Source organism: Arthrobacter gyeryongensis (genome assembly GCF_039543785.1).
GTDB lineage: Bacteria > Actinomycetota > Actinomycetes > Actinomycetales > Micrococcaceae > Arthrobacter > Arthrobacter gyeryongensis.
This window is the reverse complement of the sequence record NZ_BAABKK010000006.1, coordinates 218,976-240,800: the sequence shown is the minus strand read 5'-3', so window position 1 is coordinate 240,800 and position 21,825 is coordinate 218,976. Positions and strand designations below refer to the sequence as shown.

The window sequence follows — 21,825 nt, the reverse complement described above, 5'->3', positions numbered from 1 at the left end:
GACTGGTGACTCTCCCCACCTCTTCAGCGACTTCATCCACGCCCACGGCAGCCGCGCTCTGGAAGCCCGTACTTCTCCGCGCCGGTGCTGCGCTGGTGTTTGGAGCCGTGACCGTCTTCTGGGGCTCGCCTTCCGTTCAGGTTCTGGCCTGGGCTACCGGGCTCTATCTGCTCGCAACCGCGGGCGCCGCGTTCGTTGCTGCGAGTGTTCCGGCGGCCGCGGCGGTCGTCGTCGGCCTGGCGGGGGTGGGTACCTTGATTACGCAGTCCGATACTGGGGCCGGCGTTTCTGCTCTCGTAGGATTGCTGGTGCTCGGGGCGTTTGAACTGGTCCGGGGATTCCGGCAGCGCGGACGCCACTTGCTTGCCCGCGACTGGATCATTTCCGGCGTGGTGGGCATCGGCACCGCCGTTGCATTGCCGTTCTTCATCAGCCTTGGAGCGCACGCGCTCCTCGGTGTTGCCGGCGGCGGCGCCATCATCTCGGGAGTCTTGTGGGTGCTGTCCGGGCTGAGCCTGCGGCACGATGGGCGAACCCCGTCCGCTGAGGCCGTAAACTAGTAGTCGTACGTTCTACCCTGCGTAGAACTCTCATGGCGCGCACGGCGCCAGCACCCACATTGGAGGAATGACCTTGGCTGACCAAAAACCAGGAGGGCCGCGCAAGATGCGGACCTCGGTTAAGGGACCGCTGATGTTCTCCGCGTTCTGGGGGGTCCTGATCTTCTTCGCTGTGCTGATTTTCGCCTCCGGCGGCAGCGCCCGCACTCCGCGCTTTGACCTCGCCTTTACCGGCGCCGGCATCGCCTTCATTGTGAGCCTCGTCCTCGCCGCCATGCTTTCCATGAGCCACAAGGAAAACGCCGAGCACCTCGGCAAGGGCTCGGGAGTCAACCTGAGTTCCAGGAAGCCGGGCCAGGGTCACGGTTCAGCCGCCCCCCATGCGGGCAGCGAAACGGAAACGCCCGACGCCGACTAGGCCGTTTTAGTTTTTTCGTGTCACGCCACGCAACTTTTGCCGGCGGGTCAGCGCAGCGACCCCGGAAACTCGCGGCAGGCCGCCGTCGTGCGCCCTGAAAAGATGCACGGCGTGACGCTTTCGCCCGCTTATTCGGCCCCCGATGCTTTCCGGGCCCGGTAAGCGGCGACGTGCGTTCGGTTGGCGCAGTTCCCTGTATCGCAATAGAGCTTGGATCGGTTTCGGCTCAGGTCCAACACGACGGCGTCGCAATCGTCCGCCGCGCATACCCGCAGGCGATCCATTTCCTTGCTGCGGATGACGTCCACGAGTGCCATGGCGGCTTCCGTGCCCATGCGTTCCGCGAGGGGCGCCTCAGGGGTGGTGGCGTGCAAGTGCCAATCCCAATGATCGTGCTTTACCAATTGGGGGAGTGCGCGTGCGTCGGTGAGGAGTTGGTTGACGGCCTTTGCGGCCGCATCTTCATCGGCCGTCCACAGGGAAGCCAGTTGGCTCCGCAGTCGCTTTACGCTGAGTAACTCGGCCTCGGTTCCGTCCCTGCTCCCCGTGAATTCTTCCGCATCGAGGAAGGCTCGGAGTTCGGCGACACTCGTGAGGGATTCGGTGCCGTTGGCGGCCGAATTGATCAAATTGACCACACTTCGAAGCGCCACTTCAGTGTCAGGTGCAAAAAGCACTTTGACTCCTTACATCTCTCGGTAGTAGTGTCAGCAGCGTAACCCATTTTACTCCTGACAGGAGGCTGCCGTGTCAGCTGCAATAAACCGGGCTGGTGCTGCGGGCTTCATGGCGTCGGGCCTGGGGCTCGCACTCTTTTCCTCAGCGGTCTTCGGCTTGTCCGGCTCGTTTGCCAAGTCCCTCCTGGAAACCGGGTGGACCCCCGGCGCGGCAGTTGCCATCCGATTGAGCGGCGCGTCACTCATTTTGGTGCTCCCGGCCGTCGTCGCTCTCCGGGGCCGTTGGCACCAGCTCAAGGACAACTGGCTCACTATCCTGTTGTTCGGCGTGATTGGTGTTGCGGGGTGCCAGCTTTTCTACTTCAACGCGGTGTCGCGGCTGTCCGTGGGGGTCGCCCTCCTGCTCGAATACCTCGCGCCAACCATGATCGTCCTGTGGCTGTGGGCCGCTAGCCGACGCCGACCCCGGGCCCTCACCGCCATTGGAACGCTGCTTTCCCTCGGTGGACTCGTCCTGGTGCTTGATCTCACCGGTTCCGTGAAGGTGGACTTCGTCGGCGTGCTGTGGGGCATGGCTGCGGCCGTCTGCCTGGTCATCTATTTCTTCATCACGGCCAAGCAGAACGACACGCTGCCGCCCATCGTGCTGGCTTCCGGCGGTCTCATGGCAGGTTCAATGCTTATCTGGATTGCCGGCGGAACCGGCCTGGTGTCCATGAGTTTCGCCACCGCGGATACGCAACTCGGGCCGTGGACCACGCCGTGGTGGGTCTCGATCGCCGGCCTCGTCATCCTCTCCACCGTGCTGTCCTACGTCACGGGGATCATGGCAGCACGAAGCCTTGGGTCCAAGGTGGCATCCTTTGTCTCGCTCACGGAAGTGTTGTTCGCCGTAGTGTGGGCCTGGCTGTTGCTGGCCGAATTGCCCGGGGCAATCCAGCTCGTGGGCGGGGCGCTCATCGTGTGCGGAGTGGTCTTGGTGCGAATCGACGAGCTGCGCGCGGACAAGCGCGATGCCGTGGAGTCCGGCGAACCAGCCCGCGAGCTTGACCACGCGAACGACGTCGAGCCGGTTCCTTCCGAGAGGGTCCTCTAAAACCCACCCTGGATGGGTGGACCGGGGCCTAGCATGTTGTTATGTGCCGGAACATCCACACCCTCCACAATTTTGAGCCACGAGCCACCTCCGCGGAGGTGGAAGCCGCGGCCCTGCAATACGTGCGCAAGATCAGTGGCACCACCAAGCCGTCGAAGGCCAACGAGGAAGCCTTCTCCGAGGCTGTTCATGAGATCGCCCATATCACCCAGCATCTGCTCGATTCCCTCGTGACCCATGCGCCAGCGCGCAACCGCGACGAGGAGGCGGCCAAAGCCAGGGCCCGCGCGGCCGTTCGTTTCGGAACGGCCTAGCTCCCCTAAACTGCTAGCTTCCCCAAACTGACTGGCAGTTGTTGCCGTTTTCACGCCGGATAACGACAACAACTGCTTGGGCCCACGCCGCCAGGGTTCCCTGGCCGAGCTTGCGAGGCGAGGGTGGCGGTGGGGATCAGTTGGGTGGGGCTCACGGTGGCGGTGGGGGACTACTTTGCGAAGGAGCGCAACCGTAGCGAATTCGCGACCACCAGGACCGAGCTCGCAGCCATGGCCGCACCGGCGATCATCGGGTTGAGCAAACCAAGGGCTGCCACCGGGATGCCGATGGCGTTGTAGAAGAATGCCCAGAACAGGTTTGTCTTGATGGTGGAGAGCGTCTTCCGGGACAGCTCGATGGCTTGCACTAACTGGCCGAGGTCGCTGCCCATCACGGTCAGATCCGAGGCCTCGATCGCCACATCCGTGCCCGACCCCATGGCGATGCCAAGATCGGCTTGCGCCAGCGCTGCGGCGTCGTTGACTCCGTCCCCGGCCATGGCCACAGTGGACCCCTGGGCCTGAAGCTTCCGCACCGCGTCCACTTTGCCTTCCGGCAGGACCCCCGCGAACACATCTTCCGGGGCGATCCCGACGGCGGTGGCCACTTGTGCGGCGACGGCGGCGTTGTCTCCTGTCAGCAGCAGAGGGCGAATCCCGAGTTCCTTGAGCTTCGAGATGGCTGCAGCCGAACCGGGTTTGACGGTGTCCCTAAGCGTGACTATTCCAGCGGGCTTCCCGTCCACAGCAACCCAGATGGCGGTAGCGCCGCCGGCTTCCTCAGTGGCCAGTGCCCGACGGTCGGTGTCGTCAGGGAAGATTCCGTTCTGTTCCAACCAGCCGGTCCTGCCTGCCACGACCGTTCGCTCGGTGCCGTTTCCAGCTCCGTTCAGCGCAACCATCCCCCGGACTCCGCCGCCCGGGGCGGAACTGAAGTCCTTCACAGCGGGGAGCGGGCCGGCGTCGGGCATTGCGGACTTGGCGGCAGCGGCGATGGCGTGGGCGATCGGATGCTCCGACGCCGCCTCGACGGCGCCGGCGAGAGACAGGACATCGGCGCGGGAGTGGCCGTTCAAGGCCAGGGTGTGTCCAACGGCCAGCTTGCCGCTCGTGACTGTACCGGTCTTGTCCAAAAGGATGGCGTCCACCGTGCGCGTATCTTCAAGCACCTGTGGACCCTTGATGAGGATGCCGAGTTGCGCGCCCCGGCCGGTCCCGGTCAAGAGGCCAACTGGAGTCGCGAGCCCAAGCGCACACGGGCAGGCAATCACGAGCACCGCCACGGCAGCCGTGAACGAGGCATTGAGGTCCCTGCTCAGGGCGAGCCAGACTACGAAAGTAACCACGGCGATGACCAGTACGACCGGCACGAAGACGGCGCTGATACGATCGGCGAGCCGTGCGATCGGGGCTTTGCCCGTCTGCGCCTGGCTGACCAACCGCCCCATTTGCGCCAGCGTCGTGTCGGAGCCGACGCGGGTTGCCCGCACCAGCAAACGGCCCGAAGTATTGATGGTGGCGCCCGTGACCTGGCTCCCCGGTCCGACCTCCACGGGCACGGATTCACCGGTGACCAACGAGGCATCCACGGCGGACGAACCGCTCGTCACCAGGCCGTCAGTGGCGATCTTCTCTCCCGGTCGGACCACGAAGATGTCCCCGGCTACGAGTTGCTCGGCCGGGATCTTGTGCTCGACGCCGTCGCGCAGCACCGTTGCGTCCTTGGCTCCCAGATTCAGCAGGGCCTTGAGGGCATCGCCGGCTTTCGCTTTGGCGTTGGCCTCGAGGAAGCGACCCAGAAGCAGGAACGTGGTGACGACGGCGGCAACTTCGAAGTACAGCCCGCCGCCCATGCCTCCCGTGGACTCCATGCCCGGGTGTTCGGTCATCATGGGGTTGGCGAAAAGCTGCCATGCAGAGTAGAGGTACGCGGCCAGGACGCCAATGGAGACGAGCGTGTCCATGGTCGAGGCGAAGTGGCGCGCGTTGATGGCGGCCGCACGATGGAAGGGCCAGGCAGCCCACGTCACCACGGGAAGAGCCAGCAGCCCCGCGACCCAACCCCATTGCGGGAACTGCAAAGCTGGAATCATCGAGATGGCGAAGACCGGGACTGTCAGTATGGCGGCGGCGATCAGACGTGGCTTTAGCTGGCGGGATGCGGGGCCGTGGTGCATGTGGTCTTCGTGGGCGCCTGCTGCGCGGTCGCTGGCACGGTGGTCGCCTTGCGCGCCGCCACCGGCGCCATGCTCTGCATGCTCGCTCGTGCCTCGCTTAGACGCATGCTGCCGCATGCCACCGGCGTCGTCGCTGTGGTCACGGAGCCACTCGTTGTGGTCGCTATCGCTGTGGTCATGGTCAGTTGCGCCGTCGTCACCCGGGCTGGCTTCAGTGCTGGACTCGATCGCGGGGCCGGTATGCGGCAGCGCGCGTCTAAGCGACGAAGGAGCGAGCGCGCCGAGCATATCGGTTTCGCGATCGTGGGTGTGCTGGCGGGCCGTGGACGGACTGGGGCGGGATTCGCGGATCCAGGCTTTGTAGCCCGTCGCGTTCACTGTGTCCACGATTTGTTGGTCCGTGACGTTGTCTGGGACTGTGACGTGGGCCGATTCGAGGGGGAGGTTGACGGAAGCCTCCACGCCGTCGAGCTTGCCCAGTTTCCGCTCCACGCGCGCCACGCATGATGCGCACGTCATACCCTCGATGTCGAGTTCGATGATGCGGGTGCCCGTTTGGTGGAGGATCTCGTGATTGCTCACATTGGCCCCTAGGCCTCGTTGGCGACTACCAGGTAGCCGGCTTCGGCGACGGCTTCGCCGATTTCGGACGGCGACAACTCCTGGGTGGAGGTGATGGTGACGGTGGAGATTCCGCCGGCGTTCAGATCGATCTCGACATTCTCCACTCCCGCCAAGGACTCAATTTCTTCGCTCACTGCGGAAACGCAGTGCCCGCAGGTCATGCCGGAAACGCTGACGTTCGTCTGGATGGTGGCGGTGTGGCCCATGGCGTGCTCCTTGGTGGTGAGTTGAATGGTGTGGTGAGTGCTTGCGGGGTTACCGCAGCAGGCGCCCGATGGCATCGGCTGCCTCCTTGACCTTGATGTCGATTTGCTCTGCGCGCACGACGGGATCGGATTCCGAGGCAGCTCCGACGACGCAGTGCCCGATGTGTTCCTCCACGAGCCCGAGGCTCACGGCATGCAGGGCTTTAGTGACTGCCGAGACTTGGGTGAGGATGTCGATGCAATATTTGTCCTCTTCCACCATCCGCGCAATACCGCGTACTTGGCCCTCGATCCGCTTAAGGCGCCGCAAGTATGCGTCCTTGTTGGAAGAGTAGCCGTGTTGGGCATGCGCTCCATCCTCAACGTCGATGCCCGGCTGGCCAATGTTCAAGTCAACCGGGTTCAAGTCGGCCGGGTTCAAGTCAACCGGGTTCAAATCTGTGGAGTTCACATCGATCGTGCTCATGCCCCAAAGATATACCCCCTAGGGGTATAAATCAAGTACCCCCAGGGGGTATCGGCCATCTTGCGTAAGATCGCCTCTTTACAAATTCCCATTTTGCAATGCAAACCTTTTGCCACTTGTGCTTCCGCTCACAAAGGTATGTTTGTAAAGTTTCCTTCCATACCCGAAGCGGGGGACCGCCGGGCACCTATCCCCTTTTCTCCATGGAGGATCCATTGAAAATCGCACGCACTGCGGCTGCCTTTGCCCTCGCCGCCCTCGCGCTGACGGCCTGTGCCCCGCCCACGTCGAACAATGCCGCGTCATCTTCGGATGAGAAGTCAGGCACTATCCGCGTGTGGCTCTTCTCGGAAGTCAACCAGGACCCCAAATCCGCGGTTATCAAGGCCGCTGTTTCCGATTTCGAAGCCAGTCATAGCGGCGTCAAGGTCGACGTCCAGTACATTCCCGTCGACAGCCGGGCGGAACGGTTCAAGGCCGCGTTTAACGACCCCTCCAGTGCTCCAGACGTCGCCGAATTCGGCAACACAGACCTCGCCAGCTATGTCGCATCGGGCGGATTGTCCGACATGACCGCCGACATCAAGGCCTGGGACGAGTCCAAGGACCTGGACAGCAAGATCCTGGCCACCACCGACGTCGGAGGCAAGAACTACGGCGTGCCGTGGTACGTCGGCGTCCGGGCCCTCTACTACCGCACCGATCTGCTGCAGAAGCTCGGGCTGGGGGCGCCCAAGACCCTCGCCGACGTCGAAACCGTGGCCCGCGCCGTCCGCGCAGCCAACCCGGACATGCTCGGGATTTCGGTCGGTGGAGCTGCGCAGTTCTCCGCCATGCCCTATCTCTGGGCCAACGGCGGCAACATTGCCACGAAGAAGGGTGACACTTTCGTCTCCGGCCTGGATTCGGCCGAATCCCGGGACGGCATTTCGGCTTATGCCCGGCTGCTCAAGAACGACATCTGCCCGCCCCAGACGTGCGCCGAATTCGGCGGAAACGCGAGCGTCCAGCAGTTCATCGCCGGAAAATCGGCCATGACCATCGGTGGCGACTTCAACTACAAAGCCGTGGCGGCCAGTGCGGTCAAGGACAAGTTCGCCGTCGTTCCGGTTCCGGGCAATACGGCCGGTTCGATCGCCCCCGCGTTTGCCGGCGGAAACAACCTGGGCGTCTTCAACAGCAGCAAGCACCACACCATTGCAGCCGAGTTCGTTGAGCTGTTGGCAGGCAAAAAGTACCAGCAGAAGATGTTCGACGCCATGGGCAACCTGCCGACATTCAGCGACGTCCAGAAGTCTGTTGCCGCGTCCAATCCGCAGCTGGACCCCTTCATCAAGACGCTCTCCGCCGGCACCAACTTTGTCCCCGTGACGGAAACCTGGTCGACCATCGACGCCCAGGGCATCTTCACCGGCATGTACCAGAAGATCGTCACAGGCAAGGCTGACGTCAATACGGCTACTGCGGACGCGGCAGCAGCCATGAACAAGGTGTTCGGATCCAAATGACAGGGTTCGTGACGCACGTTGGATCGGTGCGGCATGACGGCGCTTGCGTCCGCGAAGGCGGACACAAGCGGAACGCGGAACCGCAAGCCGACGACGGCGGGGACGTCCCGCCGTCGTGCGCTAGGCAAGCGCGGCCTGGAACCTTGGCTCTACCTGGCTCCAGCTTTCATTGTCCTGATCGCGCTGCTGGGTTACCCGATCTTCCAGCTCATCAACGTCTCTTTGTATGACTACCGCCAAGCCCAAGTCAGCGGCAAGGCGCCACTGCAGTTCACCGGCCTGGAGAACTACCAGAAACTGTTCGCCGATCCGGAGTTCTGGTCCGTCCTGGGCAACACCGTGCTGTTCGCGGGGGCATGCGTCGTCCTGACGCTGCTCGTGGGAACGTCGCTGGCAGTGCTGGCCACGCGGCTCCGGCCCTGGGTCCGGACCGCGCTGTTCGTAGTCTCCCTTGGCGCTTGGGCCACGCCGGCCGTCACCGGCAGCGCCGTGTGGTTGTTCCTCTTCGACCCCACCCTGGGCCTGGTCAACAAGGCTCTTGTCTCCGTGGGCCTCACCCAGTTCAGCGGCTACTCCTGGACCTACGACAAATGGTCCGCCTTCGGGCTGGTGGCCAGCGAAGTGGTGTGGTGTTCGTTCCCGTTCGTTCTCGTGACGGTCTACGCCGGCATCCAGGCGATCTCCACCGAAGTGATTGAGGCGGCGCGGCTCGACGGTGCTTCCATGCCCCGGATCGCGCGCAGCATCATGCTTCCGATGCTGCGGCCCATCGTGATGGTGGTGACCATCCAGTCCATCATCTGGAATTTCAAGATCTTCTCGCAGATTTACATCATCACCAACGGCGGCGGTATTGCCGGGCAGAACCTCGTGCTGAATGTGTACGGCTACCAGCAGGCCTTCGCGGCCAGCCTGTACGGCCTCGGCTCGGCCCTCGGTGTCATCATGACCGCGTTGCTGATGATCATCACCCTGGTCTACCTCCGCATCCTCAAGAGAACGGGAGAAGTCCTGTGACCGCCGTCGACGTTCCACTCCGCAAGAACCGGCCCGCGCCGGACGCGCCGCAAAAGTTCCGCAAGGGCGGACGACGCCGGTTCGGCGCCGATGCGGCGGGACTCGCCATCGCGCTTCTCGTCGCGTTCCCCCTGTTCTGGATGGTCCTTTCGGCCCTCAAGCCGAAGACAGCGCTCGACGCCGGCGATGCGGCACCGTTCACGCTGGAACCGTCCTTCGATTCCTTCATGCGGGTCCTGTCAGTGAACAACTTCGGCAGGTACTTCCTCAACAGCGTGATCGTGGCGCTCGTGGTCGTCATCGTCTCCACCGTGTTGGCGTTCTTGGCCTCCGTGGCACTGACCCGCTACCAATTCAAGATGCGCACCAAGCTGCTGATCGTGGTCCTGGTGTCCCAGATGGTGCCCGTCGAAGCGCTCACGATTCCGCTGTTCTTCCTGCTGCGAAATGCCGGGGAGGCAGTTCCGCTCGTGGGCCTGAACCAACTCGGCTCCCTGGTGCTGGTCCATGTGGGCTTCAGTATCCCGTTCGCGATCTGGATGCTTCGTGGCTTCGTGGCAGCGGTCCCGGTGGAGATCGAAGAGGCAGCGCGCATAGACGGTGCAAGTGGATTCCGCTTTGTCCGTTCGATCCTCTTCCCGCTCGTGGCGCCCGGAGTGGTGGCCTGCTCGGTATTTTCGTTCATCTCCACGTGGAACGACTTCCTCTTCGCCAAGACATTCATCATTTCCGCCCAGGAGAACCAGACCCTGCCCATGGCATTGTTGACCTTCTTCAAACCCGACCAGAACGATTGGGGCGCCATCATGGCCGGTTCCGTGATCATGACCATTCCGGTGCTGATCTTCTTCATCGCAGTGCAGCGAAAACTCGTATCCGGCCTGGCCGGGGCGGTGAAGGGATGAGCGCCGCGGATCTGCTGATTCCAGTTCCGTCCTCGGTGGAGTCCAGCGGCGGTTTCCTGGACCTGGACGCAGCCACCACGCTGGCCGCCGATCCGGAGCTCAACAGTGCGCGCCGCTGGCTCGCCCGGACCCTCGGCGCGGCCACTGGCTGGGACCTGTTCCCGGCCACCAAAGCCGATGCGCGCATCAGCCTTCTGCTTGACCCGGTGCTCGACGCCGAGGCGTACCGCCTGGAGGTAGGCACCGCCGTCGTGATTCATGCGGGCGGTCCGGCCGGAGCCTTCTATGCTGCCCAGACGCTCCTACAGCTGATGGGGCCCGCCGCGCTGCGGCAAGCGCCCATTCCGGAAACAGATCGCACATGGCCGGTTCCCAAGGTATCCATCCAGGACCAGCCGCGTTTCGGGTATCGCGGGGCCATGCTGGACGTGGCCCGGCACTTCATGCCCAAGGACAACCTGCTTCGGTTCATCGAGGTGATGGCCATGCACAAGCTCAACGTCCTGCACCTGCACCTCACGGACGACCAAGGCTGGCGGATCCAGATCAACCGCTACCCGAAGCTCACCGAGACCGGGGCGTGGCGGCGGGAGTCGTCGCTTGGTTCCTGGCGGGCAGGGGTTTTCGACGGGCTTCCGCACGGCGGCTTCTACAGCCAGGACGATCTCCGCGAAGTGGTCGCGTTCGCTGCCGAGCGGCACATCACCGTCATCCCGGAGGTCGATGTTCCGGGACACAGCCAGGCCGCCATCGCCGCGTACCCGGAACTGGGCACCGGTGCGGCCCCCGAGGTGTGGACCCGTTGGGGAATCAACGAGACGGTCTTGGAAGTCTCGGAAACCTCGTTGGAGTTCTACCGCAATGTGCTCGATGAAGTGGTGGAGATCTTCCCGTCCCGCTGGATCAGCTTGGGCGGGGACGAAGTTCCGCTCACCCAATGGCAATCCAGCGCCCAGGCACAGGCCAAAGCCGCGGAACTCGGATTGCCGGACGTTTCGGGATTGCACAGCTGGTTTGTGGGGCAATTGGCGAAGCACCTTGACGGGCACGGGCGAGCGACTTCCGTGTGGGACGAAATCGGCGACGGGGAGTTGCCGGATGGTGCGTTGGTGGCCTCCTGGCGAGGCTATGAAGGCGGTATGAGCGCGCTCAAAAGCGGCTATGACGTGGTCATGTGCCCTGAGCACAAGCTGTACCTGGACCACCGGCAGGCCAACGGCGACGGCGAACCCGTGCCCGTGGGTTTTGTCATCAGCCTGCAGGATGTCTACGGCTTCGAACCGCTGCCCGCGGGTGCGGGTGAGGCGTTCCCGGGCACGCTCCTCGGCGCGCAGGCCAACATCTGGACGGAACACCTGGATTCCCCGCGACGGGTCCACTTCGCCGCGTTTCCGCGGCTGAGCGCCGTGGCGGAGGTGCTCTGGTCCCAGCCGGAGAACCGGGACTACGATGGGTTCCTGGCCAGGCTCGAAGGTGCGCATCTGGAGCGACTGGAGGCCATGGGAGTGGAATACCGGCCGCTGTCCGGACCGCATCCCTGGCAGTTGAGGCCTGGCGTGGTTGGCTGGAAACGCGATTACGACGCCGAGCAGCGCATCGCCGCTGGATAGGACACACGTGGGTACTGAAGGCACGGAGGCCCGGAACTCCTCGGCTTCGCTGCGGAAGGCGCTGGCTTTGCTGGCGGTGGTGGCGGAGCATCCGGTGAGCGCGGACGGACTCGCCTTGGTCGAGCTGACCAAGCTCTCCGGGCTCAACAAGAGCACGGTCCTGAGGTTGGCCGCGCCCTTATTGGACGAAAACCTGCTGGAGCGCGATGCCGAGAGCGGCCGCTTCCGGCTCGGCCATGGTTGCCTGCGTTTGGGACAGTCATACCTGGACCGGCTCGATTTGCGCAGCGTCGCGAACGCCGAGCTCAGGGTGCTGATGAGGGCTACGGAAAGTACCTGCCACTTGGTGGTCCTGTCCGGCCATGACGTGGTCTACCTCGACAAAGTGGAAGACGAGGCAACAGTTCGTATGGCATCGCGCGTCGGGGCGACCATGCCGGCGTACTGCACCGCAGTCGGCAAAGCCATGTTGGCGTTCAGCCCGGAAGAAGTGGTGGCGCCGATCCTGGCCGGTGAGCTGGCGCCGATCACCGACAGGACGATCACGGACCCGGAGCAGTTGCGGGCTGAATTCGCCGCAATCCGTCGCCGGGGCTATGCAATCGACGATCGCGAAAACGAACCCGAGGTCCGGTGCGTCGCCGCCCCGATCTTCGGCCATGACGATCACGTGGTTGCCGCCCTCAGCGTCTCCTCCTTGTCGTCCCGCATGACCGCCAAGCGCGTCCGCGAAGTAGGTCCCATGGCCGCCGAAAGCAGCCTGCGCATCTCGGCGAAGCTGGGATCCCGGCGTGCGAACGCCAAACTCGCGAAGCTGGCCTAGGAGGGCAGATGGAAAAGCCAATGAACGACGCCGGTGCTGGAGTTGGCGCGGACGGTGCGGCAGGCGCCTACTTCCGAGCGAAGTTGCAGTTCGAGATCGACGTCATGGACGTCGCCGATGCGGCTGCCGGCAGTTTCGTGCTCGTGGATACACGCAGGCAGTCGTCGTGGGGCCACGGACATATTCCCGGTGCCGTACACCTTCCGACCGCCGAGATACCCGCCCGGGCAGCCGCACTGATCCCGGCTGGGAGTTCAGTAGTGGTCTATTCGTGGGGACCGGCTGCAACGGAAGTACCTTCGCGGCCCTCGCCTTCGCCGAGCTCGGGTACCCGGTACGGGAGATGATCGGCGGCATTGAATATTGGGCGCGGAACGGGCTTCCGGTGGAGACAACTGATGGTGTTGTCGTTCGGGACTTCGATCGGCTGGTGACGGCGCACCAGCCCGAGGGGTAGCGACGCCCTACCCCCAAGCCGCCCAGTCCTCAGGCCTGAGCGCGGGGCGGCCGAGATGGTAGCCCTGGGCCGCGGTCATCCCGAGCTTGGTGACCGCATCCAGCTCGGCCTCGGTCTCGATTCCTTCGGCTACGAGGGCGGCTCCGATTTCGGAGGAAAAACCGACCATCGCAGCTCCCAGGGCCCGCTGTCCCGGATCTGTGTCGATCCCGGCGATGATCTCGCGATCGAGTTTGATGAGGTCCGGCTTGAGCTGCAGGATGTGGCGCATGGAAGCAAAGCCGGCACCGGCGTCGTCGACAGCTATTCTGAGTCCGGCGCGCCGCAACGGTGCCAAAGCTTCGGCGAGCGGTTCATAGTCGGCCACCTCATGGCGTTCGGTGACCTCAAGCACGATGCGTCGTGGAGGGATGGCCGACTCCGCAATCGCGGCTGCCAGCCGGGGGTCAAGGCACGCCCGGGGTGAGAGGTTTGCTGCGATATACAGTTCCGGTGGAAGCCCGGCCGCGGTGGTCAGCGCGGTCCGGAGCGCAAGGATTTCAAGCTCGATATCCAGGCCGACCGAGGCGGCTTCCATGAAACGCACCTCCGGGGACAACTCTTGGGATCCGCTGAACCTTGTCAAGGATTCCACTCCAACCACGTTTCCCGTTTCCAGGCATACGATCGGTTGGAATGCTGTGATGAGCGAACCGTCAGTGAGCAATTCCCGGATGCGGGCCGTGACTTCCGCGTGCGAGCGTGCTGTCTCGCGATTCAAGACACGGCAGGTGCCTTCGAAACCGCGGTCCCTGCCCTCCCTGTCGCGCATTGGCCTTCCGGCAACGTCAACCAAGACGCGGCTGCCGTCCCGGTGGCGGCACACGGTGACCACCCGCGACCACGAGGAGTCACCGCTTTCCCTGGCTTTCCAGTCCACCCGCGCGTCTGCCAGGTCTCCGGGGTCGATGACGCGGGTGATATGCCTCCCCAGCAGCTCGGAAGGTTCGTACCCCGTGATGTCCTTGCATGCCGGGCTGCAGAACGTAAATCGCCCATCGGGCCCCGTGGCCCACAGCCAGTCCAGGCTTGTGTGCAGCACGGTGTCCATCAAGCGCGACGTCCGGAACGCCTGGCTTCGTTCCCGCTGCTGCTGCCGCATGAGACGCCACGCAGCCAGTACCACCAGGGGCACTATCAGCAGTGCCAGGAGAGCAGGGAATCCGGTTGGTCCATCGATGCCGACCCACGGCGGAAGCCCGAAGGCCAACGGCAGGCGGATGGACAAGGCGACCGCAGCCTCGATGAATACGACAACCAGCAGCCACCATCCGGTTGAAGCGGACGCGAGCCTGTTCGCTTGCTGTCCCTCCTGGGAAGACGCCCTCTTAAGCCGGGGAATGCGCATGAAGGGCATCACCCAATAGTGCCACCAAGCCGGGCTCTGGGGGTTACGCCGTAACCGCCAGCGCGTCGATTTCCACGAGCATGACTTCGTGCGGGAGGTCGACGAACACCGTGGTGCGGCTGGGCAGTTGGCCGCTGGGGACATTCTCGGTGATGAATTCGCCATATACCTCGTTCATGGCTGCGAAGTCGTCGCGCGTAGTGAGGTAGACACGGAACATGATGACGTCTTCCACAGAGGAACCGCCGGCTTCGAGGATCGCTTTCACGTTTTCCAGTGTGCGGCGGGTCTGGACGCGGACGTCGCCCTCGCCGATGTACTGGTTGGTGGCGGGATCCATGGGGCCCTGGCCGGAGACCTGGAACAGGCCGCCCTTCTGGATGCCTTGGGAGAATACGTGCGCCGGGGCCGGGGCATTTTCGGTCAGTACTACAGTCTTTTCACTCATGCCGAGTTCCTTTCGTGGCTGATCCAGCCGAGGTCGCGGGAGATGGCCTCGGTGCTGGCTTTGAGGTCGGGCAGCAGCTCAAGCAGTCCTTCATAGCTGAGCATCACTACCGGTACCGAACAAGAGGCTGCGGCCACGACGGCGCCGCTCGCGTCGCGAATGGGGGTCGCGATGCAGTGCACGAAGGATTCGTGCTCGGCGTTGTCGTGGGCCCAGCCCTGGACCCTGACCTGCTCCAGTTCGGCCAAAAGGGCCTCCGGCGAGGTCAGGGTGGTGTCGGTAATTCTTGTGTAATCGAGTCCCGCCGCGATCTTTTCCTGCCGGCTGCGCGGCATGTCGGCAAGCAGGACCTTTGCGACGGCGGCCGAATGCAGGGACGCGGTCAGGCCGATCCGGGAGTACATCCGCACGGGATGATGCGACTCGAATTTGTCGATGTACACCACGTCATTGCCCTCGAACGCGGCAAGGTGCACGGTGTGCCCGGTCTTTCCGTTCAGCTCAGCCAAGTACGGGTGCGCCACTTTACGGATGTCCCGCTGTTCCAGGGCGAGCGAGGACAGCTCGAACAGTTTGGATCCAAGCATGAACCGCTGGTCCTCATTGCGGACAACGAAGCGTTTTTCCTCCATGGCGTGCAGGAGCCGCATCACGGTTGTCTTATGCACCGAAGCCTTGGAGGCAAGCTCATCCAGGGTGGCCGGTTTGGCCGCAAGCTCGGCTAGCAGGTCGATGGCCCGCATCAGGCTTTGGCTCATGGTGCTGTGCTCCGATCTTCAAGGCTTCGCTTCTGGCTGCTGAAGTGCCCGCCGGCAACGTGGATTGCAGCCCATTCGGCGTCTGTGGAACCGAGGATGGCCGAAAGCAGGGCGGACCCCGGAAGCGGGCCGCGATCGCCATGCACGGTGAGGGTGCAGGCTGCAGCGACGTGACCGCGGCGAAGGCTCGCCTTCTGCTCAAGGCCGAACAGCACGCCGCTCAGGTACCCGGCCGCGAAGGAATCGCCCGCGCCCACCGGCTCAAGCACGTCCACGGACAAGGCGGACACTTCGGAGCGCGTGCCGTCCCGTTCCAGGGCGATGGCGCTAATGGCTTCGTTCTTGATGACGACGACGGCGGGATCCGGCATGAGGAGCCGGAGTTCAGTTTCGTCGGTGGTGCCGAAGGCGTGCTCGGCTTCGTCCTTGCCCACCAGCACGATGTCGGCGAGATTGGCCAGGCGGCGCAGCGCGGAACGGTCCTGCCCGGCCCAGAGCGCGGCGCGCCAATTGACGTCGAAGCTGATGAGGCGGCCGTGCCTCGGTGCGGCGAGGATGGCTTCCGTCAGTTCAAGGCATTCCGCCGAGAGCGCTGCTGTGATGCCGCTCAGGTGGATGATCGAAGCTTCCGCCAATAAGCGCTCGACGGCGGGATTCGCCAGGGTGCCCAGGTTCATCGCTGATGCGGCGGAACCCTGCCTGTAGTACAAAACTGAACTGCCGCCGTCGGGATCCGCTTCCTGGGCGGGGACCTTGACGTAAAGCCCCGTGGGCCGTCCGGGATCGACCTCGACGCCGGAAATCCCTACTCCGTGGCTGCTGAGCTCCTCCAGGATCCGGGTGCCGAATCCATCCCGGCCAACCCGGCCCACCCAGTGGGAGTCCAGGCCCATGGCAGCCAAGCCCATGGCCACGTTCGATTCCGCGCCGCCGATTCCACAATGCAGCTCCGTGGCTTGGTGCAGCGGGACGGGTTTCACCGGGGTGAGCATGGCCATCGTCTCACCCACACATACAGCTGAAAGCATGAAACTCCCGCGCTCCCTCTGCCGCTTCCAGCGGCACTCGACACCCCCATGAAGAAGGGATTTCCGTGGCCTGATCATGGGGTGCCGGGCCATGCCGCGGCCTTGACTCCCAATCCTGCACCATGTTAGACATATCACCAACAGCTTTGCAACCTGCGTTGCAAAATACGCAACGCAAGGGATTTGCGGGCAGAATGCGCACAGTGAAATGCGCACAGTGAATCGCGCACAGTGAAGGGATCGAACTGGTGAACACTTCCACGTCCGGCGCCGGAGCAGAGGCCGGGGCCGAGGCAATTGCGGCGGACACCGTGGCACGCCTGGCGGATGTCCGGCTCGACTGGCGGCACAAAGCCGTGCCCGCCACAGCCAACGGCACCAGCCACCGCGAGTTCCTCTCCACAGCCCCGAAGCTCAAGGATCTCCAGACACCGTTGTTTACGCTCGACTCACAGGCGATGCGCGGCAATGCCGATCGCTTGGCCTCATGGTGTGCTGAGCGCGGCGTCTTGCTGGCTCCGCACGGAAAGACCACCATGGCGCCGCAGCTCTGGGCCGAACAGCTGAGCCGCGGCGCCTGGGGGATCACTGTGGCGAACTTCGCCCAGCTCCGCGTGGCCCGCGAATTCGGTGTGCGGCACCTGCAACTGGCCAACAGCCTGAGCGATCCCCATGCCATCGAGTGGGTCGCCAAAACCGCGAGCCCGGATCAGCCGATCCTGTCCTGGGTCGATTCCACCGTCACCGTGGATCTCATTGGCCGCACCTTGGAAGCTGCTGGAAGCAACGCCGTCCTGGATGTCCTTGTTGAGCTTGGTGGAATCGGTGGCCGCACCGGGGCACGAGGCGTGGAGGCCGCACTCGACGTCGCCCGGGCCGTCTCTGCCTCCCCGCACCTGCGGCTGGTGGGGGTGAGCGGCTACGAAGGATCGCTGGCCCACACCGCCGACGCCGGCAGTCTCGCCGCCGTCCGCGGCTTCCTGGACCAGATGGGTGAGCTGCATCAACGGCTCCTCGAAGACGGTCTCTACGGATCCGACGTCGTCATCCTCACGGCAGGCGGCAGCGCCTACTTCGACGACGTCGTCGACGTCCTTTCGCCGTACGTCACCGCTGGCTCCGAGGCTGGGCCTCGGGTGGAACTCATGATCCGCAGCGGGGCCTACATCATCCACGACGACGGCTTCTACGGGGGCATCTCGCCGTTTTCCCGCGACGGCGGCCAGCCGTTCACGGCAGCTATGCACGGCTGGGCGCGCGTCGTGTCCCAGCCCGAACCCGGCCTTGCCATCCTCGACGCCGGCAAGCGGGACTTGCCCGTCGACGAAGGACTGCCCCGTCCCCAGCTGATCGGGCCTACCCTTGGCGGTCCCATGCTGCCGCTCGTTGGTGCCGAGGTCACCGCCGTCAACGACCAGCACTGCTTCATGACGTTCGACGCCGGCACCACCACTGTGCAGCCAGGTGACGTCGTGCGACTGGGGCTTTCGCATCCGTGCACAGCCTTCGACAAGTGGACACTCATCCCGGTGCTGGCGGATACCGACGGCGACCAAACCGTCGTCGACCTCATCCATACCTTCTTCTAGGACATACGCCATGAAGACACTCATCAGCAACGCCGTCCTGGTGGACGGAACCGGGGCGGACCGCCGTCCGGCGGACGTCCTGCTGGACGGCGAGGTGATCGCCGCCGTCGCCGACGCCGGATCCCTCACCGCGAGGGGAACCGGTGCCGAGCGGACTGTCGACGCGACGGGACTCGTCCTAAGCCCCGGCTTCATCGACATGCATGCCCATTCGGACCTGCAATTGCTCGTCAACAAGGACCACTACGCCAAGCTCAGCCAAGGCGTCACCACCGAACTGCTGGGCCAGGACGGGCTGTCCTACGCTCCGGTGGACGACGCCACGCTTACCGGGGTGCGGGAGAAGATCGCCGGTTGGAACGACAACCCGCAGGATTTCGACTGGAATTGGCGAACCGTGGGCGAGTACCTGGACCGCCTCGACGCGTCCGAAAACGGCAAGAGGATCGCCACCAACGCCGCGTACCTCGTCCCTCAGGGAACCGTCCGGGCCCTCGTGATGGGCTTCGCCGAAGGAGACCCGACGCCGGAGCAGCAGGAGCGGATGCAGGACACCGTTCGCACCGCCATGAAGGAGGGTGCCGTGGGCATGTCCTCCGGGCTGACCTACACTCCCGGCATGTACGCCCGGACCGAAGAACTTGCTGGACTTTGCCGGACCGTGGGGGAGCTGGGTGGCTTCTACGCCCCGCACCACCGCTCCTACGGGAAGGGCGCGCTCGGAGCCTACGCGGAGATGATCGGGCTGAGCAGGGACACCGGCTGCGCCTTGCACCTTTCCCACGCCACCATGAACTTCGCCGAGAACAAGGGCCGGGCGGGCGAGCTCCTTGAGCTCATCGATGCAGCGCTCGACGACGGCGCCGACATCACGCTCGACACTTACCCCTACCTCCCCGGCGCCACCACGCTCGCGGCGATCTTGCCCAGCTGGTCGTCCTCGGGCGGTACCGAGGCCACGCTCGCGCGGTTGGCCGACCCGGCGATGCTGGCGAGAATCCGCGAAAGTGTGGAGATCTACGGCTCCGACGGCTGCCACGGAGTGGTTGCCGAGTGGCACACCCTGGAGATCAGCGGCGTCCAGAACCCGGCGCTCGCCGGCCTTGTGGGCAAGACCATCGCCGCAATCGCTGCTGAAACCAACGCAGAGCCCTTCACCGTGTTCGCTCAGATCCTCCAGGAGGACCGCCTGGGCACCGGGATCCTGCAGCACGTCGGCCACGAGGAAAACGTGCAGGCCATCATGGTCCACCGCACGCACACCGGCGGCAGCGACGGCCTCCTGGTCGGAGCCAAGCCCCACCCGCGCGCCTGGGGAACATTCCCCCGCTACTTGGGCCACTACAGCCGCGACTTGGGCTTGCTGACCCTGGAAGAAATGGTCCACCACTTGAGCGGCCGCCCCGCCGAGCGGCTCAAGCTTGATCGCCGCGGGCTGGTCCGCGAAGGTTACGCGGCCGACGTCGTCCTCTTCGACCCGCGCACAGTCCGTGACGAAGCCACCTTTGAAGACCCCCGCAAGCCAGCCACTGGCATCCATTACGTGTTCGTCAACGGGACGGCAGCGATCGACGCCGGGAAGCCCACCGGCGCGCGAGCCGGCCGCGCCCTTCGCCGCGGCCCGGACGGACGCACCCGAGCAGGAAGTACCGAAAACGCATGACTCCTGAAGAATTTATCGAACAGCTTGAAGCCGACCGCACCCTCGCCGTCGTCCGTGCGCCGCTCATCCCCGACGCCGCCGAGCTCTGCCGCGCACTGGTCGACGGCGGCATCCGCAGCGTCGAACTGACGTTCACCACGCCTGACGTGCTGAAGCATGTGCGGCGAGTGGCGGAAACCGCAGCGCAGCACGGCGCCGCCGTCGGAATCGGTACCGTGATGACGGCCGAGCAGGCAAAGGCAGCAATCGACGCCGGTGCCCAATTCCTGGTGACGCCCGGCCTTCGCCCCGAGGTCGCTGCGGTGGCTGCGGCCGCCGGTATTCCCTTCAGTTTGGGCGCCCTGACACCCACGGAGGTGGCGCAGGCCCTTGACCTCGGTTCCGCGGCAGTCAAGATCTTCCCAGCCAGGCAGCTCGGGCCCGCCTACCTCAAGGATCTCCAAGGTCCCTACCCTGGCATCCGGCTTCTGCCCTCCGGCGGGATCGACGCGTCAAACGCCAAGAGCTATCTCGATGCGGGCGCCGCAGCGGTCTGCTGTGGGACCAGCGTGGTCCCTCCCGCCGCCGTGACCGCAGGCGACTGGGCTGACATTTCGGCCAGGGCCGCCGCCTTCACCGCCAACCTCGCGTAGGAATCCCCAGAAAGTAACCTCCATGAATGAATTCCTGAACTGGCTGCGGCACGATACAGCCGGCCTGCTTCTCTTGGCAGCTGCCGGCATCGCCCTCCTGTTGTTTCTAATCATCAAAGTCAAGGTAGAGCCGTTCATTGCCTTGGTGGGTACCAGCGTGCTCGTTGCGCTGGCGGGCGGCGTGAGCATCGATGCCCTCGTCGGCTCGCCCATCAAGAGCGGCGACGCCCTGATCGAGAAGGGCTTCGCCGGGATCCTCGGACACATCACGCTGATCATCGGCCTGGGCACTGTCCTGGGCGCCATCCTGGAACGTTCAGGTGGTGCGGAGGTCCTGCTGGGCAGGCTCGTGAAGGTCTTCGGCGAAAAGGGAACGCCGCTGGCCATGGGCGTCACCGGGTTTGTCCTGGGTATTCCGGTCTTCTTCGACATCGGCATTTTCGTGCTCGCACCCCTCGTCTACGTGGCGGCGGTGCGTGGCGGGAAATCCCTTATTCTGTACGCCTTGCCGCTCCTCGCCGGACTCTCAGTGACCCACGCCTTCCTGCCGCCGCACCCGGGTCCCGTGGCAGCGGCCGGACTATTCCACGTTGAACTTGGCTGGATCATCATCATGGGCCTCGCTTGTGGCATCCCTGCCTGGTTCGCTTCCGGCATTCTCTGGGGTCAGTGGATCGGCAAGCGCGTGCAAGTGCCCGTCCCGGAAGATCGCGTGATCCCGGAGGCAGAGGAAGCCGTGGGCCACGAACCGCCCATGAGCGTCGTTGCCCTTGCCATCGGCCTTCCGATGCTGCTGATCCTTGGCGCCACCTTCGGCAATGTCTTCCTGCCCGCTGGTGGATTCCGCGATGCGCTCGTGTTCTTCGGCAACCCGGCCATTGCGCTCACCGTTGCCGTCGCACTCTCGATGTGGCTCCTCGGCACGCGTCGGGGCATGAGCGCCAAGGACCTCTCCGAACTGAGCTCGGCCTCGCTGAAACCGGTCGGCATGATCCTGCTTGTTGTTGGAGCCGGCGCATTCTTCGGCGCAGTGCTCTCGGCAACCGGGGTAGGCAACGCTGTGGCTGACAGCTTGGCCAAGGCAGGGCTTCCTGTCATTGTGTCCGCTTACGTGATCGCCTGCGGCATGCGCCTCGCCCAGGGTTCCGCCACGGTCGCGATCGTGACCACCGGCGGCATCCTGGCTCCGGCGCTCACGGCCGGACACTATTCGCAGCCGCAATTGGCCCTGATTGTGATGGCCATCTCTTCCGGCTCTATCATCGCCAGCCACGTGAACGACGGCGGATTCTGGATCATCTCCAAGTACTTCAACATGTCAGTCAAGGACACCCTGAAGACGTGGACAGTGCTGGAAACCGTGCTCTCAGTAGTGGGCTTCGGCATGGCGGCCCTGCTGTACCAGTTCGTCTAAGAGCTGTGCGACACGGAAAATCCCTGGCGCCACCGGAAATCCGTGGGC

The 21,825-nt window shown here is 64.3% G+C and carries 21 protein-coding genes and 1 pseudogene; 14 read left to right on the top strand and 8 right to left on the bottom strand.

Annotated elements, in window-relative coordinates; genetic code table 11:
- Positions 1 to 5 precede the first annotated feature (5 nt).
- Both ABEA18_RS05055 and ABEA18_RS05050 read left to right on the top strand, forming a co-directional pair.
- Positions 6 to 560: a hypothetical protein gene (locus ABEA18_RS05055; protein ID WP_345448209.1), complete on the top strand. Its 555-nt coding sequence runs from the start codon at positions 6 to 8 to the stop codon at positions 558 to 560.
- A 67-nt stretch (positions 561 to 627) separates the two neighbouring features.
- Positions 628 to 978 carry a hypothetical protein gene (locus ABEA18_RS05050; RefSeq protein ID WP_345448208.1) on the top strand — a complete coding sequence of 117 codons (351 nt, stop codon included), beginning with the start codon at positions 628 to 630 and terminating at the stop codon, positions 976 to 978.
- A 128-nt stretch (positions 979 to 1,106) separates the two neighbouring features.
- On the opposite strand, the gene ABEA18_RS05045 is transcribed toward ABEA18_RS05050, so the two are convergent.
- Entirely contained in the window at positions 1,107 to 1,655 is a 549-nt protein-coding gene (locus ABEA18_RS05045) for a CGNR zinc finger domain-containing protein (protein ID WP_345448207.1), read from the bottom strand.
- Between the two features lie 109 nt (positions 1,656 to 1,764).
- On the opposite strand from ABEA18_RS05045, the gene ABEA18_RS05040 reads away from it, so the two are divergent.
- Positions 1,765 to 2,751 (top strand): EamA family transporter, encoded by a 987-nt coding sequence (locus ABEA18_RS05040; protein WP_425550482.1) that lies wholly within the window; start codon positions 1,765 to 1,767, stop codon positions 2,749 to 2,751.
- Between the two features lie 41 nt (positions 2,752 to 2,792).
- Positions 2,793 to 3,065 carry a DUF2277 domain-containing protein gene (locus tag ABEA18_RS05035; protein WP_345448205.1) on the top strand — a complete coding sequence of 91 codons (273 nt, stop codon included), beginning with the start codon at positions 2,793 to 2,795 and terminating at the stop codon, positions 3,063 to 3,065.
- Positions 3,066 to 3,235: 170 nt separating this feature from the next.
- Here ABEA18_RS05035 and ABEA18_RS05030 read toward each other — a convergent pair whose 3' ends face one another.
- From ABEA18_RS05030 to ABEA18_RS05020, 3 genes are all read right to left on the bottom strand, one after another.
- A complete protein-coding gene (locus tag ABEA18_RS05030; protein ID WP_425550481.1) occupies positions 3,236 to 5,761 on the bottom strand; it encodes a heavy metal translocating P-type ATPase in 2,526 nt (841 codons plus the stop codon).
- Between the two features lie 71 nt (positions 5,762 to 5,832).
- A complete protein-coding gene (locus ABEA18_RS05025; RefSeq protein WP_059388821.1) occupies positions 5,833 to 6,072 on the bottom strand; it encodes a heavy-metal-associated domain-containing protein in 240 nt (79 codons plus the stop codon).
- 49 nt (positions 6,073 to 6,121) lie between these two features.
- Positions 6,122 to 6,538: a metal-sensitive transcriptional regulator gene (locus tag ABEA18_RS05020; RefSeq protein WP_345448203.1), complete on the bottom strand. Its 417-nt coding sequence runs from the start codon at positions 6,536 to 6,538 to the stop codon at positions 6,122 to 6,124.
- A 215-nt stretch (positions 6,539 to 6,753) separates the two neighbouring features.
- On the opposite strand from ABEA18_RS05020, the gene ABEA18_RS05015 reads away from it, so the two are divergent.
- The 6 genes and pseudogenes from ABEA18_RS05015 to ABEA18_RS04990 all read left to right on the top strand — a co-directional run bounded on the left by ABEA18_RS05015 (position 6,754) and on the right by ABEA18_RS04990 (position 12,858).
- Entirely contained in the window at positions 6,754 to 8,046 is a 1,293-nt protein-coding gene (locus tag ABEA18_RS05015) for an extracellular solute-binding protein (protein WP_345448202.1), read from the top strand.
- A gap of 33 nt (positions 8,047 to 8,079) precedes the next feature.
- Positions 8,080 to 9,063, top strand: a complete 984-nt coding sequence (locus ABEA18_RS05010; RefSeq protein WP_345448201.1) for a carbohydrate ABC transporter permease — start codon at positions 8,080 to 8,082, stop codon at positions 9,061 to 9,063.
- On the top strand, positions 9,060 to 9,968 hold the full coding sequence (locus ABEA18_RS05005; RefSeq protein ID WP_345448200.1) for a carbohydrate ABC transporter permease: 909 nt from the start codon (positions 9,060 to 9,062) through the stop codon (positions 9,966 to 9,968). Before ABEA18_RS05010 ends, ABEA18_RS05005 begins: the two co-directional genes overlap by 4 nt.
- Positions 9,965 to 11,578 carry a beta-N-acetylhexosaminidase gene (locus tag ABEA18_RS05000; protein WP_345448199.1) on the top strand — a complete coding sequence of 538 codons (1,614 nt, stop codon included), beginning with the start codon at positions 9,965 to 9,967 and terminating at the stop codon, positions 11,576 to 11,578. Before ABEA18_RS05005 ends, ABEA18_RS05000 begins: the two co-directional genes overlap by 4 nt.
- Before the next feature lie 7 nt (positions 11,579 to 11,585).
- Positions 11,586 to 12,401, top strand: a complete 816-nt coding sequence (locus ABEA18_RS04995) for an IclR family transcriptional regulator (protein ID WP_345448198.1) — start codon at positions 11,586 to 11,588, stop codon at positions 12,399 to 12,401.
- Positions 12,402 to 12,421: 20 nt separating this feature from the next.
- Positions 12,422 to 12,858 (top strand): annotated as a pseudogene (locus ABEA18_RS04990) (rhodanese-like domain-containing protein).
- Positions 12,859 to 12,865: 7 nt separating this feature from the next.
- On the opposite strand, the gene ABEA18_RS04985 reads toward ABEA18_RS04990, so the two are convergent.
- The 4 genes from ABEA18_RS04985 to ABEA18_RS04970 are packed head-to-tail and all read right to left on the bottom strand — an operon-like array spanning position 12,866 to position 16,479.
- Positions 12,866 to 14,254 (bottom strand): sensor domain-containing phosphodiesterase, encoded by a 1,389-nt coding sequence (locus tag ABEA18_RS04985; protein ID WP_345448196.1) that lies wholly within the window; start codon positions 14,252 to 14,254, stop codon positions 12,866 to 12,868.
- A gap of 34 nt (positions 14,255 to 14,288) precedes the next feature.
- Positions 14,289 to 14,693 (bottom strand): RidA family protein, encoded by a 405-nt coding sequence (locus ABEA18_RS04980; RefSeq protein ID WP_059388814.1) that lies wholly within the window; start codon positions 14,691 to 14,693, stop codon positions 14,289 to 14,291.
- The gene (locus ABEA18_RS04975) at positions 14,690 to 15,451 is read right to left on the bottom strand and encodes an IclR family transcriptional regulator (protein WP_345448195.1); all 762 of its coding nucleotides are present in this window, start codon (positions 15,449 to 15,451) and stop codon (positions 14,690 to 14,692) included. Before ABEA18_RS04975 ends, ABEA18_RS04980 begins: the two co-directional genes overlap by 4 nt.
- Positions 15,448 to 16,479 (bottom strand): sugar kinase, encoded by a 1,032-nt coding sequence (locus tag ABEA18_RS04970; protein WP_345448194.1) that lies wholly within the window; start codon positions 16,477 to 16,479, stop codon positions 15,448 to 15,450. Before ABEA18_RS04970 ends, ABEA18_RS04975 begins: the two co-directional genes overlap by 4 nt.
- A gap of 248 nt (positions 16,480 to 16,727) precedes the next feature.
- On the opposite strand from ABEA18_RS04970, the gene ABEA18_RS04965 reads away from it, so the two are divergent.
- From ABEA18_RS04965 to ABEA18_RS04950, 4 genes are read left to right on the top strand one after another with little or no spacing between them, the layout of a single operon-like run.
- Positions 16,728 to 18,068, top strand: a complete 1,341-nt coding sequence (locus ABEA18_RS04965) for a type III PLP-dependent enzyme domain-containing protein (RefSeq protein ID WP_345448193.1) — start codon at positions 16,728 to 16,730, stop codon at positions 18,066 to 18,068.
- A gap of 10 nt (positions 18,069 to 18,078) precedes the next feature.
- Positions 18,079 to 19,731 (top strand): N-acyl-D-amino-acid deacylase family protein, encoded by a 1,653-nt coding sequence (locus tag ABEA18_RS04960; protein ID WP_345448192.1) that lies wholly within the window; start codon positions 18,079 to 18,081, stop codon positions 19,729 to 19,731.
- A complete protein-coding gene (locus tag ABEA18_RS04955; protein ID WP_345448191.1) occupies positions 19,728 to 20,363 on the top strand; it encodes a bifunctional 4-hydroxy-2-oxoglutarate aldolase/2-dehydro-3-deoxy-phosphogluconate aldolase in 636 nt (211 codons plus the stop codon). The genes ABEA18_RS04960 and ABEA18_RS04955 overlap by 4 nt, the downstream gene beginning before the upstream one ends.
- Before the next feature lie 22 nt (positions 20,364 to 20,385).
- Complete coding sequence (locus ABEA18_RS04950; RefSeq protein WP_345448190.1) at positions 20,386 to 21,777, top strand: GntP family permease; 1,392 nt, start codon at positions 20,386 to 20,388, stop codon at positions 21,775 to 21,777.
- The last annotated feature ends 48 nt before the right edge of the window (positions 21,778 to 21,825 follow it).